Consider the following 17820-nt stretch of genomic DNA (forward strand, 5'->3'; position numbering starts at 1 on the left):
CTCACTGGCCGTGGTCGACGAGATGGTTAAACCTGCCAAGCGAGCCGCCGAGCACGATATGGTCGCCGCTGACCAGCCAGGCATGCGCCTTCAACTCGGTGCCGGTATCGCGCTCGATGCCGATGCGGATTTTTGAGGCGTTGCCCTGGCGGGCAAGCAAATATTGGCCGGAAAGCGCTTGGGTCAGACAGCTTGCGCCAGGCACCAGGCGGGCAGCCGCAGCCACGCCCCAGGCGACACGCCTGAGATCGCCGATGTCGGCTGGTTCGCGCGCGTCGAGCCGGGTCACCATGCGGCGCACTTTGTTGTAGGAAAGCAGCGTCAGCCCCAGCCGCACCGACACGACCACCGCAAGGCAGTGGGCGAGAAAGAGCATCTCCGGCCCGCTCAGTGAGAAAGCTCTAGACAAGTTCCTCATCATGGAGCCTCGCAAGCCCGGCGTCCGCCAAGCCCTTCAACAATCCATCGACATCGGCCTTGCAGCGTTCCGGATCGACATTGTAGCGATCCAGCACGGCGCTGCGGATTTCGGAAATCGGCCGCGGCTCCTGGATCAGCTCCCAGATATAGGCGCCGACGCCGTTCAGGCTGTAATAGATGTTGGACCTCATATCGAGCAGCGCTAGGCCGTTGCCGAATTCGCAGGCCACGGCATCCTTGCTCGCGCTCATCCGATCATGGTCCGTGGGGTTCCAGTCCATTCCTAAACCTCGCTCACAACCAACGCTTCGGCAATTCCGGACAAAAACGCGAGAGCCGGGGTTTGACCCCCGACTCTCCTTAGTGCGCTCTGTTTGCAGAGTCCGGACTTTGTCACCCCAACGAGAGAATACTCAGGAGAAGGTGAGTTCGCCGACCGGCGTATGTGCCGGAAACGAGGCGTCGAGTGCCGTAGTACCGCTACCGCCTTGCGTGATGGTCTCGATCGAGCCGTGGACCGTCAGGCTAGGGGTTTCGTACTCATGCTTTTCAACATTCTGTTCCAATTTACTCTCCACTTGTGGACTGGAAGCGGCCTGTCGATTGCCGGCAGCGAGCTATTGCTGCACCGCAATAGCTGCATGGCAGCATTTATGAGTCAAGCCTGATTTACCAGCCGTTAATCAATTCTCGGTTGCGACTCCCTTCAATGGTGATCAAAGCGCTTTGCATTTCACATCTCAGGAGAATTCAGCAGAGTGTCCGAGGCCGTCAACTAAGTATCTGATTTAATTACGTTAAATTTTCCTTCGAATGCTCCTCACTTGGGCGCTGGCGCATTCCCACAAAAATTGTTGCTGACGTACCCGCCACAAGCCCCGATCAGGCGGCGCCTTGCATCTCGTTGTAGGACTGTGTTGCGAAACGTTCAGGTTGCAGGAAAATTGCGCCAAAGGAAAAACTGGACGCGGCGCATGAATTTGGCGATGCTTTGCTTCGCAGTTGCAATATAACGCGCCTGGCGAATTTTTTGCGGAGATGCTGCAGCATATGGCATTGCAGGAAGGGACCTTCGAAAGGTTGCGCGCCGCTGGCTGCGCCGACGAAGTGGCCTATGTGCAGGCTTGCCTGCGGCTGTTCTTCGCCTCCAGGGCGAGCCCCAGCGCCGCGCCTGCACCGGCCATCTCCGTTGCCGATGTTTGCGATATCGCCAGGCTGAACAAGGTCGCCACCTTCATGCTGAAGGCGCTGTCGCGCCCACCGGCGGGCGAGACGCCGCCGGGATTGCTCGAGTGGCTCGACACTTATCGCCGGCGCACAATTGCGATGAACTCGTCCGGCATCATGGATTCGATGGCCATCGACAAGGCGCTGCGCGGCAGCAGCATCGATTTCGTCTTCCTGAAGGGCCCTCTCCAGCAGCAACTGCTCTATGGCGACCATTTCATGAAGCCGTCCGGAGATGTCGACATATTGGTGTCGCCGGCCGGCTTCTTTAGAGCTCGTGATGCGCTGCGCTCGATCGGCTACGAGGTCGCCGGCAAGTCCCGCTCCGTCTGGTGGGTGCGCTTTCTGGGCGAGCAGCACATGGTTCGCAGCCAAGGTCGGAAATTGTCCACCGTCGATCTCCATTACCGGCTCCAGCAGCCGGGATCGCCCAGCCCGCGCGATACGGAAGGGTTCCTGCGCCGCAAGCGCGCGCTTGCGATCGCCGGCTCCAGCGTGCCGTTCATCTCGGCCTCCGACACTTTGCTTCTGTCCTGCATCAGTGTCGCAAAGGCGCTGTTCAACCGCGAGCCATGCGCGGGCTATGTCTGCGATATCCGGGCCGCTGCCAGTCGGCTGAGCGAGGCCGAGCAGCAGACTGTGCTCGACTACGCGGCCGAGCAGGGGCTGGCTGACACCCTGCTGCTGGGCCTGCGCGCCGCCGATGTGCTGCTTGGTGGCGCCGGCACGCTGCTGTCGGATCGGGCCACCAGGATCCTGTCACGCATCGGCAATGAAGACCTGTTCCACATGGTCATCGCGCCGTGGCTGTCGTCGCTCAGATGGCCGCAACGGCGCACCGTTTTGTGGGAATTGTGCGGCCGCGAACCTGTCCGCTATCTGACCGAGGCCGGCTGGGCCGCGTCAGCCGACCTCAGCCGGCGGATTTTCGAGCGGGAAAGCCGGTGACGATGAGGGTCGTCATGCAGCAGGCAGATAACGTTCCGTCCCGATCCGCTGGGGATGGATCGGGGGATGGATCGGGGTCCGGCGCCGCGCGCCGGGAGGGCGAGGGGCCTCGCGACACTTTATGCAATCGAAAGGCCACCCTATGTCCATGACAGAATCCCGGGTCTGCGTGATCATCGCGGCGCGCAACGGGGCCCGGACCATTCCCGCAGCCATCGCCTCGGCGCTGCGCGAGCCGGAGGTGGCGGAAGTCGTCGTCGTCGACGACGCCTCCACCGATGACACCGCAAAGGTGGCCAGCGCTGCCGATGATGGCAGCGGCCGGCTTTCGGTCATCCGGCTCGACGCCAATCGCGGCCCGTCCTTCGCCCGCAATACCGCCATTGCCGGGTCGAAATCACCTTTCATCAGCATTCTCGACGCCGACGATTTCTTCCTTCAGGGACGGTTTCGCCAGCTGTTTGCCAGCGCCGACTGGGATTTCGCCGCCGACAACATCATGCTGATCCGTGACGATACGGCGACCGATGTCTCGAAGATCGTCGCCCCGTCCTTTTCGGCGGACCCGGAATTCCTCGACTTCGAGCGATTCATCGAGGGCAACATCTCCAGACGGCGTGTCCAGCGCGGCGAACTCGGCTTTCTCAAGCCGGTGATATCAAGAGCTTTCCTCGACAGGCATGGGCTGCGTTACGACGAGAACCTGCGTCTCGGCGAAGATTACGAACTCTACGCTCGCGCCTTTGCCCTTGGCGCACGCTTCAAGGTCATCCGTTCCTGCGGCTATGGCGCGATCGTGCGCGCCGATTCGTTGAGCGGGCGCCACAAGACACAGGATCTGAAGCGCCTCGCCGATGCGGATCTGGCACTGCTCGAGATCGACAGCCTGCCGGAAGGCTCCAAGGCCCTGCTGCGCAAGCACGAGCGGCATGTGCGTGACAAATACCGGCTGCGCAATTTCCTCGATGTGAAGGCCGAGCGCGGCATGGCGTCTGCCGCCGCCTATGCGCTGGCCAGCCAGTCGAACTTCATTCCCATCGTTGTCGGCGTGGCCGCCGACAAGCTCGATGCGTTGTTTCGCCACGCCGGTCTGTCCCCGCGGCAGCAGCCGGTGCCGCCTTTGCGCTTCCTCATGGCCGCTACCAACACGGCGGCGCAAAAGTAGGCTCCGCCAAGTCCGGGACGGCGGCCGCAAGGCTGAAAAAATTGCCTTTCTGAAACTCGGAGGTTGCCTACACGCCCCGACGATGGCACTGTATGTTGCGGTGCAGCAATTTTGGAAGGCCAACCGGATGGCTTCAATTTTCGGCTTCAGGTCCAGGGACCCAGCGCGCGACAAGCAGACCGATCTGGCGCGTTTCGACCGTCTGGCAAAGCTGTTGGATCAGATCACGGCCGAGATTGCGGCCGAGAAGACCGGGTTGGAGGCCCGCTACCGGTCGAAGTCCACCAACGCGGCCTTCCTGGTCGAGTCGATGGAGAACGGCTCGGCGTCGGCACGCAAGCTGTCGGAAGTCGGCGAGCTGACGAAGTCCATCCTGAACTGCGAACAGCGCATCGCCGAGCTGGTGCGCCAGACGAGCCGGATGAAGGAACTGCGTCATTCACTCGACGCGATCGTCGGCGAGGATGGCCAGAGTTCTGATTCGCACGGGGAATATGTCAAACCCGCAGGTCGCTTCGGCTGAACACGGTCACACGAGACACAGAAGAGAAAGTTCGGGGACGGAGGATCGGGATCGGCCCGTTAGCAATGTGGGCCAATCGGTGACTTTGGGTTGGGGCGGAACAGCACAAAGGTGAATTGATATGAACGCAGATCCGAAGACGACGCCCATGGCGGCAATCGATGCCATGATTTCGACGCGGCCAAATCGGCCAATGCGTCTTGTAAACCCAACGCGTCTTCTATCCGTTGGTGCGCTTCTGTTGGCGGCAGCCGCAGCTCTGCTCGGCGCCGCCCACCCCTCCCGCGCCCAGGACGCCTCCCCGGAGATGCAAAGCGCACCGTCCTTCGTCGACGATTTCAAGAGTTTCGATCGTTCGCGCTGGTATGTCTCCGACGGTTGGTCGAACGGCAATCACCAGAACTGCACCTGGTCGAAAAGCCTGGTAAAATTTTCCGACAACATGCTGACGCTCGGCTTCGAAAAGCGCAAACTGAAGGACCGCGAGTTCGCCTGCGCCGAGATCCAGACCAAGCAGCGCTTCGGCTATGGGACCTATGAAGCACGGATGAAGACCGACACCGGATCCGGTCTCAACGCCGCTTTCTTCACCTATATCGGCCCTGCCGACAAACAGCCCTGGTATGAGATCGACTTCGAGGTGCTGACCAAGGATACATCCAAGGTGCAGGTCAACAGCTACATCGCCGGCAAGCCCAAGAACGAGAAGCTGGCCGAGGTCGAAGGCGGCGCCGACAAGGGCTTCAACGACTATGCCTTTATCTGGGAAAAGGACCGGCTGCGCTGGTACGTCAACGGCAAGCTGGTCCAGGAAGTGACCAATCCCGAGCAATTGCCGACCCACTCGCAGAAGATATTCTTCAGCCTCTGGGGCAGCGACACGCTGAAAAACTGGATGGGCGCCTTTTCCGACCCCGGCCGCCAGGTGACGATGCAGGTGCAGCGCGTCGCCTTCACCGCGCTCGGCCAGCCGTGCCAGTTTCCGGAATTGCTGGCATGCAGTGTAAGCAGCATAAAGTAGATCTGAACCGGCCCGGCTATATAAGGCCAAAGGGCGTGAACAGGAATTAACCCGAATGAATTTGACGGTCTTTGGAATTGGCTATGTCGGTCTCGTGCAGGCCGCGGTGCTGGCGGAGGTCGGGCACCAGGTGGTGTGCGTCGATGTCGATGAAAAGAAGGTCGAGCGGCTCAACCAGGGCCTGGTGCCGATTTTCGAACCGGGACTGGAGGCCCTGGTCAAGGAGAACCACGCCGCCGGCCGCATCAAGTTCACCACCGATGCCGCCGCCGGCGTCAAGCATGGCGAGATCCAGATGATTGCGGTCGGCACGCCACCCGGCGAAGATGGTTCGGCCGACCTCAAATATGTGCTGGCGGTGGCCGAGACCATCGGCCGCGAGATGGACGGTCCCAAGATCGTCGTCGGCAAGTCGACCGTGCCGGTCGGCACCTGCGAAAAGGTGAAGGCCAAAATCGCCGCGACGCTGAAGGCGCGCGGGCGCCAGGACCTGGCTTTCGACGTCGCTTCCAATCCTGAGTTCCTCAAGGAGGGTTCCGCCGTCGCCGACTGCATGAAGCCTGACCGCATCATTGTCGGCACCAACAGCGAGGGCACCGAGGCGGTGATGCGGGAGCTCTACGCGCCGTTCAACCGCAACCACGAGAAGATGATCGTGATGGACGTGCGCAGCGCCGAATTCACGAAGTACGCCGCCAACTGCATGCTGGCGACCAAGATCTCCTTCATGAACGAAATGGCCAATTTGGCCGAGCAGCTCGGCGCCGACATCGAGGAGGTACGCAAGGGCATCGGCTCGGATCCGCGCATCGGCTACCACTTCATCTATCCCGGCCTCGGCTATGGCGGTTCGTGCTTTCCCAAGGATGTCCGCGCGCTGATCAAGACCGCCGAAGGTGTCAAGTTCGACGCCAAGCTGCTGCGCGCCGTGGAGGAGCGCAACAATGCCCAGAAGTCGGTGCTGTTCGACAAGGTGCACCGTTATTTCAAGGGCAGTCTCAAGGGCAAGACCTTCGCGCTCTGGGGCCTCGCCTTCAAGCCCAACACCGACGACATGCGCGAGGCGCCGGCGCGCGTCCTGATGGAGGCGCTGTGGCAGGCCGGCGCCAATGTGCAGGCCTACGACCCCGAGGCGATGCAGGAATGCCAGGCCATCTACGGCCTGCGCGACGACCTTTTGTTGTGCGGCACCAAGGAGGCGGCACTGCGCGGCGCCGACGCGTTGCTGATCGCCACCGAATGGAAGAGTTTCCGCGCCCCGTCCTTCGACGCGGTGAAGGATGCCCTGACCACGCCGGTCATCTTCGATGGCCGTAACCTCTATGATCCCAAGGTCATCGCCCGTCACGGCATCGAGTATTTCTCGATCGGCAGGATGGCGGCGTGAAGGCAGGGCGGCACAACGCGGAGCCAGGTTCATGAAAGTTCTGTTTGCAGGCGGCACCGGCTACACGCCGCAATTCAGCGGGGGCGTCCAGTCGAGCACCCACCACCTGGTCGAGCAATTGCGCGAAAACGGTCACGAGGCATCCGTTCTGGCAGCGCTGTTCGGCGACGGCATGTTCGGCTTCAGGGCGCGCGCCAAGATGAAGCTCCTTCGTCAGCGCGCGGTCATCGACAATTTCCCGGGCTATCCGGTTGTACGGGCGTGGTTCCCCTGGGAAGCGGCCGACTTCGCCGTCAAAAAGTTGAGGCCGGATGTCGCGGTCGTGCAGTGCCACAATTCGGTGCCGATCGGCAGAGAGCTGCAGAGGCTTGGCGTGCCGCTGACCGTCTATCTGAGGAATGTCGAATTCGACGAATTGGCCGGCGATCTGCGTGAGCTGCATTCGGCGGTCTATATCGCCAACTCCGAGTTCACCGCGCGCGCCTATAAGGCAAAATTCGATATCGATTCGACCATTATTCCGCCGACCATCAATCCCGCGTTCTACAGCACACCGACGACCGGTGAATTTGTCACGCTCATCAATCCATATGAGGAAAAAGGCTTCGATCTTGCGGTGCGCATTGCCGCCGCCTGTCCCGAGATCCCGTTCCTGTTCGTCGAAAGCTGGAAGCTCGACGACGATCATCGAGCCCGGATCGAAGCAACAATCTCTCCCCTCCAGAACGTCAAGCTGGAAAGCCGCACCAGCGACATGAAGACGGTCTACGGCCGCACGAAAATCCTGCTTGCGCCCAGCAAATGGGAAGAAGCCTGGGGCCGGGTGGCCTCGGAAGCGCATTGTAGTGGCATTCCCGTGGTCGGCTCGCGGCGCGGCGGTCTGCCGGAAGCGATCGGCGCCGGCGGCGTGGTACTGGACTACGACGCCCCGCTCGCCGACTGGGTCGCAACGATCAGGCGGCTGTGGAGCGATGAGGCCGAGTACAAGCGGCTGTCAGCGACAGCACGTCAGTTTTCGGAGCGGCGGCAAATGAACCCCGACAGCCAGTTCGCAACGTTCATGGGCGTTCTCGACCGCGCAAGACGTGTCGGTTTGGAGCGCGCAGCCTAAACGCGTCGTGTTGCATTTCAGCTGAGACGCTGCACGACCGTGGTCGCGCAAAGTTCCCGTTAGCCAGGTCCAGGCGTCGTGCGCCCGTCCGGATCACTTTTAATTGCTGCAGTGCAATATTTTGTGGCACTGCAGCAATCAACGTGTATTCTGCCTGTCTACATTAGGGCTTGTGCGATATGGACCGCTTGGTCCGAGCAAGCCCCAACCTTATGGGCGGGTCATGCGCGTGGGCTTTGTCGTCGGCGAATTCCCTCTGCTTTCGGAAACCTTCGTCGTGGACCAGATGGCTGGGCTGCTGGCGCGGGGCTTTCAGGTCGAAGTGGTCTGCGAAAAGATGCAAGGTGACCACCGAATTGACCGGCAAAGCGAGCCGATGGCGACGCTGCTCGCCAGAACCCGACATTGGTGGCGATGGGCCGCTGTAATCAGCAAATTTGTACAGCGTCTGCCGCCGCGTCTGCGATACAAGGCCTCGACCGTTCTCGACATCGCCTTTGCACGCCGCCTGAACCGCTGCGATGTGATTGTCGCCCACTTCGGACAGAACGGCGAGAGAGCAGCCGCACTGAAGAAATGGAAGGTGCTCAAACCACCGATCATAACCATCTTTCACGGCGCGGACGTGGCGATCCCGGCGCGGCAGGCAGTGCTCGCGACACAATATGCCGGGCTGACCAAGCATGGGACCCTGAACCTGCCCGTCAACGATTACTTCCGCACGATGCTGCTGGAAGCCGGCCTGTCCCAGGCGAGCACGACGGTCCACCATATGGGAATTGACACCCGCGAAATCGGCTATCGCTGGGAATCGTGGGAAGGCACCCAACTGGTCGTGACGACGGTTTGCCGCCTGGTCGAAAAGAAAGGCGTCGAGTTCGCCTTGCGAGCCCTGGCCTCCCTCAAGGCCTCCCAGCCGCAGCTAGACTGGCGTTACGACATTGTTGGCGACGGTCCTCTGCGGATGAATCTGGAGAAGCTGGCCGTAGAGCTGGGCTTGGCTGGTCGCGTAACATTCCTCGGCAGCCTCCCTCACGCAGAGGTGAAAAGACGGCTTCGCATGGCGCATCTCTTTTTGCTGCCAAGTATCACTGCCAGCGACGGGGATATGGAAGGCATTCCGGTCGCGCTCATGGAGGCCATGGCCGCCGGATTGATTGCGGTCAGCACGTATCATTCGGGAATCCCGGAGCTCATCAAGGATGGGGAGACGGGGTTGCTTGCGCCCGAGCGAGATATTTCAGCGCTTGCCGGCAAGCTTGCCTGGGCCGCGGAGCACCCGACCGAATGCGAGCGTATCGCGCTTGCCGCACGCCGCAAAGTCGAGGAGGACTTCAACGCAGATGTTCTGAATGAACGTTTTGCGCAGATCGTTACCCAACTGGCCACATCGAGCCCTGCGCATGCACCCACCGGTCATGTCGGCGTTTCCGAGGGCTTGGCGGATCCTTCATCTGCCGGCTGACACTGCTCCTCTGCGTTTGATCGGCAGGCACGCCAAGCTGAGGGAAATCTTGCTACACTGCACCAAAAATGTTGCAGTGCAGCAAGACCTGTACTAACGTTCCTGCGGGTGGGCCAACAGCGGTAGAGTTCCATGCTGCATGTCTTGTGCTTCCGCCACCCTGTCTTCGGCCCGGCTTTTGTCAAAGGGACACCGGCTCCCCGGACGAGCGCATCCTGCCGATGAAGATCTGCTTTGTAGTCGACAAGTTTCCCTCATTGTCCGAAACCTTTGTTCTCGACCAGATAGCCGGATGCCTTGAGCGCGGCATGGAAGTCGGCGTCGTCTGCAACGAGACGTCCTTCGGCAGGGACAGCAACATCGATGATCCGCGCTGGCAGGCGTTGCCAGGAAAGGTCGTATGCTGGTGGGGTGGCCTGGGTCGCTATCGCCCGCTGCTCAGGAAGTGGTCCGGCAGGTTCTGGGACAAGCTCTCGACCGCCATCGACATTGCTCATGCGCGAAAACTGCAGGGCGCCGACGTCATCGTTGCCCATTTCGGCAACAACGGCATGCGCGTGGCCCGCGCGATCAAGCGCGGGAGGATTTCCGCTCCCCTGGTGACGATATTTCACGGCCGTGATGTCGGCGAACCGCTGCATGACAATACGCTCGCGCGCTACAAGATTGTGTTCGAAAAGGGCGTTCTTCAACTGCCGGTGAATGCGTTTTTCCGCGATGCCTTGATTGAGGTCGGTGCATCGCCGGAGCAGGTTGTGGTTCACCATATGGGGGTGCGGCCGAGTGACATCGACTATCGGTGGCGTTCATGGGAGCAGGCTACGCTCTCTTTCATCTCGGTCTGCCGCCTGACTGAAAAGAAGGGCATCGAATATGCGCTTCGCGCGCTTGCTGGCCTGCCGCGGCGAGACTGGATCTACTCGGTGATCGGCGGCGGAGAACTTCTCGAGCAGCTGAACGGGATCGCCGCAGAGCTTGGCATTGCCGACAGGGTGAATTTTCTTGGGCCCCGGCCGCACAGCGAAGTCAAACAGCGTCTGCGCGATGCGCATGTGTTCCTGCTGCCCAGCGTCGGCGCCCGCGATGGCGATCTGGAAGGCATTCCGGTTTCGCTGATGGAAGCGATGGCCGCCGGCCTGACGGTGGTCAGCACATATCATTCCGGGATCCCTGAACTGATCGATGATCACAAGACGGGTTTTCTCGTGGCTGAGCGGGACGTTGCGGCGCTGACCGGCAAGCTTGCCTGGATCGCCGAGAATCCGAAGCCGTGTGAAGGGATCGCTCTCGCGGCGCGCAAGAAGATCGAGGCGGAGTTCAACTCCGATCTGCTGAACCAACATTTCGTGGAAATCGCCATGCGGCTTGGCGAAACGAGGTCGCTTGCATGAACGCCAATCCGCCCCCCCAGTTCGGTCGTGTCGCCCTGCGCGGCGGGCTGGTAACCATCGGCGCCCAGGGCTTCAAGATGGCGATCCAGTTTCTCTCCGTCATCGTGCTGGCCCGTCTGCTCGTCCCCGAGGATTTCGGTCTGGTGGCTTCCGTCGGGCCGATCGTGGCCTTCGTCGGGCTGCTTCAGAATCTGGGCCTGCAGCAGGCTGTGGTTCAGCGCAAGGACATCAGCAACCAGCAGCTCAACCAGGTGTTCTGGATCAGCGCGCTCGTCGGGCTGGGTAGTGCCGTGGTAGTGGCCGGCCTGGCGCCTGCCATCGCCGCGTTCTATGGCGATCAACGTATGTCCGGCATCACCCTTGGCTCCGCCCTGCCGCTGCTTCTCGGCAGTCTCGCCGCAGTGCCGCTGGCGTTGATGAACCGGCACCTGCAGTTCGGCCAGCTCGCACTGAACGACGTGATAAGCGCCGCCGCCGGACTTCTGGCCGCCGCGATCGCGGCCTATGCGGGGTTGGGCTACTGGTCGCTGGTCATCGGCCCGGCGGTTTCGGCAGCTATCGCCCTGGCTGCCGCCTGGCTGGTGGCGCGTTGGACGCCTTTGCGGCCGGACCTGAAGGTCGATGCCGATATATTGTCGTTCGGCGCCAACCTGACCGGCTTCAACCTCGCCAACTTCTTCTCGCGCAATCTCGACAACATTCTCATCGGCAAATATTCCGGTGCGATCGAACTCGGCTATTACGACCGCGCCTACAAGCTCCTGTTGTTCCCGCTGCAGAACATCAACCAGCCGCTGACACGGGTCATGGTGCCGCTGCTCAGCCGCATCCACGATGACAAGGCCCGCTTTCGCGATATCTATGTGCGCACCAACTGGATGCTGGCGGCCGTTACCATGCCGGGCATCGCGGCGCTGACGCTGACCTCCAATCAGATCGTCGGACTTCTCTTCGGCGCGGGCTGGGCACCGGTCGCACCGATCTTTGCCTGGCTGGGCATCGCCAGCCTGGTCCAGTCCGTTTCAAGCACGACGGGATGGATATTCATCTGTCAGGGCAAGACGAAGACCATGTTCCATTGGGGCATCTATTCGTCGCTGACGACCGTCGCTGCCTTCGTCGTCGGCCTGCACTGGGGCGCCGTCGGCGTTGCCGCGGCCTATGCCATCAGCGGTTACGTGCTGCGCGTTCCCGTGCTGGCGCTACTGGTCCATCGCGTCGGTCCGGTGACCGCCGCCGACTTCCTGCTCATGCAGGGGCTTTTCATCGCCTCGTCCCTGCTTGCCTGGTTCCTGTACCTGTGGTTGCCGGCGTCTCTAACGGGCCAGTCAGACCTGCTCGCGGTCTTTTTGGCGCTTGCCCTCAACTACGGCATCGGTCTCGTTTTCATGCTTGCCGTCCCGCAGTCGCGACGCGCCTTGTTCACCACCCTGTCCAACGCCGCGCGCAATATCCGCTGAGCGGCCGGCGATCAGCGGCGCCAGCAGGTTTGTGGCCGACATTGCCGAAGCATGTTCTTCGAGCACGGCCTGAAGGCTTGTCTTGCGATAGCGGTCGAGATTTCCCGCAAACCGGCCGAGCTTTTCGCGCGCCTCTTCGGGCGTCACGGTGTCGATGTCGAGCAGCACATCGTCGACACCGATTCGCTTGGCCACTTCCTTGGTTTTGAACTCGTAGGCGATCGGCAGCACCGGCGTGCCGACGCAAAGCGACATGATCATCATATGCATGCGCGTCGCGACGACGAAGTCGAAGCCCTTCACCAGCGCCATCAACTGGTCCGGCGTGTGGAACGAAGCGTCCACCGTTACGTGGCTGGCGATCTCAGGATCGAGCTCGGCAACGATGGCCTGCGCGGTCTTGGAATCGTCATGGGCATATTCCGGCACGCCCTGACACGTGGAGACGAAGGTCACCTCCTTGCCAAGGTCCCTGACAAGAATTGTGGCGATCTCGCGGATCGAATCCAGATAGCGGCGCATGCCGCCCTCACCGTCGCTGACGTAGTTCCAGTGGCGGACCGAAATAGCGACGCGGCCCGTCGACGCCGGCGGCTGGCTGGAAGCGAGACGCTTGCGGATCCTGTCGGTATCGGCCAAGGCGAATACCGCATCGGCCACCACGTGGCACTTGCCGAGATCCTTCACCAAGTCCCGGATATGGGTCCGCGACCGTTCGTCGCGCAACAGGATGAGCGGACTGCGGTCAAAGATCGGGCCGAGCTCCTGGCGGTTGTAACTTTTGTCGAACGGACCGAGGGATTGCGTGAAGAAGACCGGATCTTTGCCAAATACGGCATCGAGCCTGAACTGATTGAGGCGTCGTTCGAGATTGTAGTTCTCGACGAGATAGGTTCCCCCTGTGGTGACCACCATGTCCGCGTCGGCGTAGATATCGAGACCGCGCCGGTCGCGATGGCTGAAAAAATTGCCTAGCGCGCTGCTGCCAAACCAGCGCAGGGCCTGGAGAACGAGCCGATTGTAGATCGGCTTGAACCGGTCCCTCAGCCCGCTGCCATTCTTGTATCGGAACAGGGATTCCGACAGCAGCTTATGAAATTCAAGGTCGGGATAATCCGTCTTCGGATAGAGTCGTTCCGCAACCTCGGGCTGGCTGTCGAAGACGGCAAACCGCACGTCGCCTTGCACGATCGTCTTGAGAATGTGGCGGATCGCCAGCAGAATCGCCGCATCCCCGGTATTCAGGCAGACTGTGTTTTCAACGACGATCTTCATGGGATACCTCATTTCGTCAGCAGATTCCGCGGCGTGGCCTGCGGTGCCTAGGACGGGCATGGTGACCGAAAATACCCACGCCAGGACGATCCCGATGCGGCTCGCGTCACAATCCATCGCTGCATCGGGCTGGGTGACCAGCCAGAGCGGCGCTCAAGCCCGACGGAGGGTAACGCATCAATTTTGCAGTGCAACAAAAAACGTGCACTTATGCTACGGCGCACCAAAAATGTTGCGATGCAGCAAAAGCTGGGTTAGCATTCCCGTGGGTGGGCCAACAGCGGTCGAGTTTTCATGCTGCATGTCTTGTACCTTGTGCACGATGTTTCCGACCCGGCGGTGCGCCGGCGGATCATAATGCTCAAGGCAGGCGGCGCGCGGGTCACGTTGGCCGGCTTCCGTCGGACCACAAATGCTGTTCCCGACGTCGAGGGGCTGCAGCCGGTCGACCTCGGCGCGACGCGTGACGGCCGATTCGGCCAGCGTCTGGCGGCGGTCGCCAAGGCGGCGCTGTCGATAGGCTCAAAGCTTGCGGCGATGCCGAAGCCCGACCTCATCATCGCGCGCAATCTGGAAATGCTGGCGCTGGCCAGGCGCGCCAAGGCCGCCTTTCGCGGCGGCGTGCCGATCGTCTACGAATGCCTCGACATCCATCGCCTGGTGCTGCGCAATGACATGCTGGGCAAAGCACTGCGCACAGCGGAGCGTTATCTCGCCCGCGACGTGAAGCTTCTGGTGACGAGCTCACCGGCCTTCATCGCCAATTATTTCAAGCCGTTCGGGCAGGTCGCCGCACCGGTGGAACTGGTCGAAAACAAATACTTCGAAACCGCGCCGATCGCCTTGGATGACAGGTCAAAGGCCGAAAACCCTGCAGCACCCCCGTGGCGCATCGGCTGGTTCGGCGCGCTGCGCTGCCGCCGCTCGCTGGAGCTGCTGGCCGACTTCACGCGCCGTCAGGGCGGGCGCTTCGAGGTCGTCCTCCGGGGCCGTCCGGCACTCTCGGAATTCCCGGATTTCCACGCTTTTGTCGAGGCCGAACCCTATCTCTCCTTTCGTGGCCCCTACCGCAACCCGGAAGACATGGCCGCGATCTACGGCGAAGTGCATTTTTCCTGGGCGATCGATTTCTTCGAGGAAGGGCAGAATTCGGAATGGCTGCTGCCCAACCGCCTCTATGAGGGCTGCCGCTTCGGCGCCGTGCCGATCTCGATGGGCAATACCGAGACCGGACGCTTTCTCGACCAGCAGGACATTGGCGTCCTGCTTTCCGATGCCACGCCCGAAATCCTGGAAACCGCGCTCGGCCGCATGGACCAGGAGCACTTCGGCAAGGCCAAGGCGCGTGTGCTGGCCCGCAACCCACGAACCTGGAGCTACGACCGCAGCGACTGCCGCGCCTTTGTCGACAGGCTGCGCGGTCTGGCGGCGGTCCCAGGTCCCTTCGTCACCGAAGCGCTGGCTTAGCGATGGCTGATGATGGGAAAAGTACAGAGCATGGGAAGGCGCCGATGACGCAAACCGAAGCGCTGCCGCCAAGCCTGATCGTCATTCCGTGCCTGAATGAGGCAGCCCATATCGGCGCGTTGCTCGAGCAGCTCAGGCCGGCAGCGCTAAGGCTCGGCGCCCGCATCGTCGTTGCCGATGGCGGCAGCACCGATGGTACTTTGGCCATTGTCGAAGAGGTTGCGGCCAAGGACCCTCAGGTCGTCCTCCTGCACAACCCAAAACGTGTCCAGAGCGCGGCGATCAATCTCGCCGTCGCCAGCCTCGGTGACCGCGCCGAATACCTGATCCGCATCGATGCCCATGGCGGCTATCCCGCCGATTATTGCGACCGGCTGGTCGAGGAGGCGCTCGCCACTTCAGCCGATTCGGTCGTCGTCTCGATGCTGACCAGCGGCAGCGGCGCGGTGCAGAAAGCGGTCGCGGCGGCGCAGAATTCCAAGCTCGGCACCGGCGGCTCCAAGCACCGGCACCTCTCGGCCGGCGAATGGGTCGACCACGGCCATCACGCGCTGATCCGGATTTCGGCCTTCACCGCGGTCGGCGGCTATGACGAGAGCTTCAGCCACAATGAGGATGCCGAACTCGACTACCGGCTGCGCCAGGCTGGCTACCGCATCTGGATGAGCGGCAAGACGCAGATGGTCTACTATCCGCGTTCGTCGCTGAAGGGCCTGTATTTCCAATATCTCGGCTATGGCCGCGGCCGCGCCAAGAATGTGCTCAAGCACCGAATGATCCCGAAAGTTCGGCAGATGATCCCGCTGCTGGTGGCGCCGGTCGTCCTTCTCGCGGTATTTTCCTTTATCCACTGGCTGGCGGCGGTGCCGCTGCTGGTCTGGACTTCGGTCTGTCTGGGCTACGGCGCTGTGACCGCCATCAGCCAGCGCAGTCCCAACAATGTGCTGGCGGGCATTTCGGCGATGGTCATGCATTTCGGCTGGTCGCTCGGGTTTTGGCTGCAACTGCTCGGCTCGCGATCGCAGCGCGGGGTGGCATGATGGTCGCCGACAGCCGCCGAATCGACATCTGCGTCTGCACGTTCCGGCGGCCGGAACTGGCCGACACGCTGCGGTCGCTCGCTGCCATGGATATGCCTGCCGGTTTCGGCATCGGCGTCATCGTCGCCGACAATGACGACGAGCCGACCGCCGAGCCGCTGGTGACCGCGCTGGCGAGCGAATTGAAGCTCGTGGCCCGCTACCGGCACGCTCCGGCGCGCAACATCTCGGTTGCCCGCAACGCCTGTCTTGATGCCAGCACGGCCGATTTTGTCGCCTTCATCGACGACGATGAAACCGCTTCCCGGCAATGGCTGGCCGAACTGATTGCTATCGCGGAGACAAGCGGCGCCGAGGCCGTGCTCGGTCCGGTGCGGGCGCTCTACCGCCCGGATGCGCCGGACTGGATGCGCAAGGGCGATTTCCATTCGACCTTGCCGGTCTGGGTGCAGGGCGAAATCCGCACCGGCTACACCTGCAACGTCCTTTTGAGGATGAGCGCCGACAGCTTGCGCGACCGTCGTTTCAGCCTGGCGCGCGGCCAGAGCGGCGGCGAGGACACCGAATTCTTCAACCGCATGGTCAAGGCAGGCGGTCGCATCGCCTTTGCGCCGGAGGCGTGGGTCGAGGAAGTCGTGCCGCGTTCGCGAGCCGCTTTCGACTGGCTGCGCCGCCGCCGCTTCCGCTTCGGCCAGACGCACGGCCACCTCATCGGCCATGACGCAGGCGTGATAGAGCGTGCGAAGGCTGTCGGCCTTGCCTCGGCCAAGGCCGTCTATTGCTTCGGCATGGCGGCGTTGACCGCGATTAGCCCGGTCCGCCGCAACCGCAGCGTGCTGCGCGGCATCATGCATGTCGGCGTCGTCAGCGGCCTGGTCGGTATCAGCGAAATTCGCCAATACGGACTGTCTTCCCCGCAGCAAGGAGGCAAGCGTGCAGCCTGACGTCTCCTTTGTCATCGCAGCCTACAATGCCGCGGCCACGCTCGACCGGGCGATCGCAAGCGCCATGGCCCAGCGCGATGTCAGCGTCGAAATCATCGTCGCCGATGACCAGTCGCGCGACAACACGCTCGACGTCGCAAGAGCCTATCCAAAAGATGTCGTCAAAGTGGTTGCGCTGCCGGCAAATCGTGGCCCTGGCGGCGCCAGGAATGCCGGGCTCGAACTGGCTTCCGGCCGCTGGGTCGCGGTGCTCGATTCCGACGATGCCGTCCTGCCCGGGCGGCTTTCTGCCATGATCGCGCGGGCCGAAAGCGCGGGCGCTGTGATCGCCGTCGACAACCTCCAGGTGGTGCGCGAGGACGGCATTGCCGAAGCGACGATGTTTCCCGCCGAATATCTGGAGGGCCTGCGTGAAATCACGCTCGCCGACTACATCGCTGGCAACATCGTTTTCGAATCCACGTTCAACCTTGGCTATCTCAAGCCGATTTTCCAGCGCCGTTTCCTGATCGAAAACGGGCTTCGCTATGATGAAAGTCTGAGCATAGGCGAGGATTACATCCTGCTCGCCAACGCGCTGGCCAAGGGCGGAAAATGCGTCGTCGAGCCGACGACCGGCTATATCTACCACATCCGCACGGGCTCGATCTCGCGCGTGCTCGAGCTTCACCATATCGAGGCGATGCGCAAGGCCGACGCGGTCTTCGCCGAGACCAATTCCATGGACGCTGCTGCTGCGGCCGCCTTCGCCAAACGCGCCCGCAGCCTGCGCAAGGCGGCATCGTTCCTGTCGCTGGTCCAGCACATCAAGGCGCGTTCGCCGTTGAAAGCGATACGCACCGCGCTAAGTGATCCGGCGGCTGTCAGGCACATGTCGATGCCGATCGCCGTCCGCCTCAAAAGGGTGGCGGCGCAGTTTGCTGTCGGCGCGGAGTAAGGAGGGCGAGTACATGAAGACGTTTGTTCGTGGCCTGCA

Annotated in this window: 16 protein-coding genes and 1 pseudogene; 13 read left to right on the plus strand and 4 right to left on the minus strand. The window is 61.9% G+C overall.

What is annotated here, in order from left to right:
- Position 1: 1 nt before the first annotated feature.
- From ACYG9V_RS07250 to ACYG9V_RS07260, 3 genes are all read right to left on the minus strand, one after another.
- Positions 2-376, minus strand: coding sequence for a lasso peptide biosynthesis B2 protein (locus ACYG9V_RS07250; protein WP_245263585.1), 375 nt, complete (start codon positions 374-376; stop codon positions 2-4).
- A gap of 25 nt (positions 377-401) precedes the next feature.
- Complete coding sequence (locus tag ACYG9V_RS07255; RefSeq protein WP_245261370.1) at positions 402-671, minus strand: PqqD family protein; 270 nt, start codon at positions 669-671, stop codon at positions 402-404.
- Positions 672-833: 162 nt separating this feature from the next.
- The gene (locus ACYG9V_RS07260) at positions 834-986 is read right to left on the minus strand and encodes a lasso RiPP family leader peptide-containing protein (protein ID WP_023684233.1); all 153 of its coding nucleotides are present in this window, start codon (positions 984-986) and stop codon (positions 834-836) included.
- Positions 987-1470: 484 nt separating this feature from the next.
- On the opposite strand from ACYG9V_RS07260, the gene ACYG9V_RS07265 reads away from it, so the two are divergent.
- The 9 genes from ACYG9V_RS07265 to ACYG9V_RS07305 all read left to right on the plus strand — a co-directional run bounded on the left by ACYG9V_RS07265 (position 1471) and on the right by ACYG9V_RS07305 (position 12118).
- On the plus strand, positions 1471-2595 hold the full coding sequence (locus ACYG9V_RS07265) for a nucleotidyltransferase family protein (protein WP_023831204.1): 1125 nt from the start codon (positions 1471-1473) through the stop codon (positions 2593-2595).
- A gap of 142 nt (positions 2596-2737) precedes the next feature.
- Positions 2738-3760, plus strand: a complete 1023-nt coding sequence (locus ACYG9V_RS07270; RefSeq protein WP_023668808.1) for a glycosyltransferase family 2 protein — start codon at positions 2738-2740, stop codon at positions 3758-3760.
- Positions 3761-3887: 127 nt separating this feature from the next.
- The gene (locus ACYG9V_RS07275; protein ID WP_023668807.1) at positions 3888-4283 is read left to right on the plus strand and encodes a cytochrome P450 family protein; all 396 of its coding nucleotides are present in this window, start codon (positions 3888-3890) and stop codon (positions 4281-4283) included.
- 121 nt (positions 4284-4404) lie between these two features.
- Positions 4405-5304 (plus strand): endo-1,3-1,4-beta-glycanase ExoK, encoded by a 900-nt coding sequence (exoK, locus tag ACYG9V_RS07280; protein WP_460221929.1) that lies wholly within the window; start codon positions 4405-4407, stop codon positions 5302-5304.
- A gap of 55 nt (positions 5305-5359) precedes the next feature.
- A complete protein-coding gene (locus tag ACYG9V_RS07285; RefSeq protein ID WP_023668805.1) occupies positions 5360-6691 on the plus strand; it encodes a UDP-glucose dehydrogenase family protein in 1332 nt (443 codons plus the stop codon).
- 31 nt (positions 6692-6722) lie between these two features.
- Positions 6723-7802, plus strand: a complete 1080-nt coding sequence (locus ACYG9V_RS07290) for a glycosyltransferase (protein ID WP_352763983.1) — start codon at positions 6723-6725, stop codon at positions 7800-7802.
- A 223-nt stretch (positions 7803-8025) separates the two neighbouring features.
- Positions 8026-9267 (plus strand): glycosyltransferase, encoded by a 1242-nt coding sequence (locus ACYG9V_RS07295; protein ID WP_023689989.1) that lies wholly within the window; start codon positions 8026-8028, stop codon positions 9265-9267.
- Positions 9268-9488: 221 nt separating this feature from the next.
- On the plus strand, positions 9489-10658 hold the full coding sequence (locus tag ACYG9V_RS07300; RefSeq protein ID WP_352518573.1) for a glycosyltransferase: 1170 nt from the start codon (positions 9489-9491) through the stop codon (positions 10656-10658).
- Positions 10655-12118 carry a lipopolysaccharide biosynthesis protein gene (locus ACYG9V_RS07305; protein WP_023684224.1) on the plus strand — a complete coding sequence of 488 codons (1464 nt, stop codon included), beginning with the start codon at positions 10655-10657 and terminating at the stop codon, positions 12116-12118. Before ACYG9V_RS07300 ends, ACYG9V_RS07305 begins: the two co-directional genes overlap by 4 nt.
- A 225-nt stretch (positions 12119-12343) precedes the next feature.
- On the opposite strand, the pseudogene ACYG9V_RS07310 reads toward ACYG9V_RS07305, so the two are convergent.
- Positions 12344-13510, minus strand: a pseudogene (locus ACYG9V_RS07310) (polysaccharide pyruvyl transferase family protein); the annotation flags it as partial.
- A gap of 177 nt (positions 13511-13687) precedes the next feature.
- Between ACYG9V_RS07310 and ACYG9V_RS07315 the strand changes: the two are divergent.
- Genes ACYG9V_RS07315 through ACYG9V_RS07330 form a run of 4 tightly spaced genes read left to right on the plus strand, consistent with a single transcriptional unit; the run spans position 13688 to position 17781 of the window.
- Positions 13688-14860: a glycosyltransferase gene (locus tag ACYG9V_RS07315; protein ID WP_023684222.1), complete on the plus strand. Its 1173-nt coding sequence runs from the start codon at positions 13688-13690 to the stop codon at positions 14858-14860.
- 44 nt (positions 14861-14904) lie between these two features.
- Positions 14905-15900 carry a glycosyltransferase family 2 protein gene (locus ACYG9V_RS07320; RefSeq protein ID WP_352763984.1) on the plus strand — a complete coding sequence of 332 codons (996 nt, stop codon included), beginning with the start codon at positions 14905-14907 and terminating at the stop codon, positions 15898-15900.
- Entirely contained in the window at positions 15897-16844 is a 948-nt protein-coding gene (locus ACYG9V_RS07325) for a glycosyltransferase family 2 protein (RefSeq protein ID WP_023684220.1), read from the plus strand. The genes ACYG9V_RS07320 and ACYG9V_RS07325 overlap by 4 nt, the downstream gene beginning before the upstream one ends.
- Positions 16834-17781: a glycosyltransferase family 2 protein gene (locus ACYG9V_RS07330; protein ID WP_031196277.1), complete on the plus strand. Its 948-nt coding sequence runs from the start codon at positions 16834-16836 to the stop codon at positions 17779-17781. The genes ACYG9V_RS07325 and ACYG9V_RS07330 overlap by 11 nt, the downstream gene beginning before the upstream one ends.
- Positions 17782-17820 lie beyond the last annotated feature (39 nt).

The organism is Mesorhizobium sp. W016, from assembly GCF_054719485.1.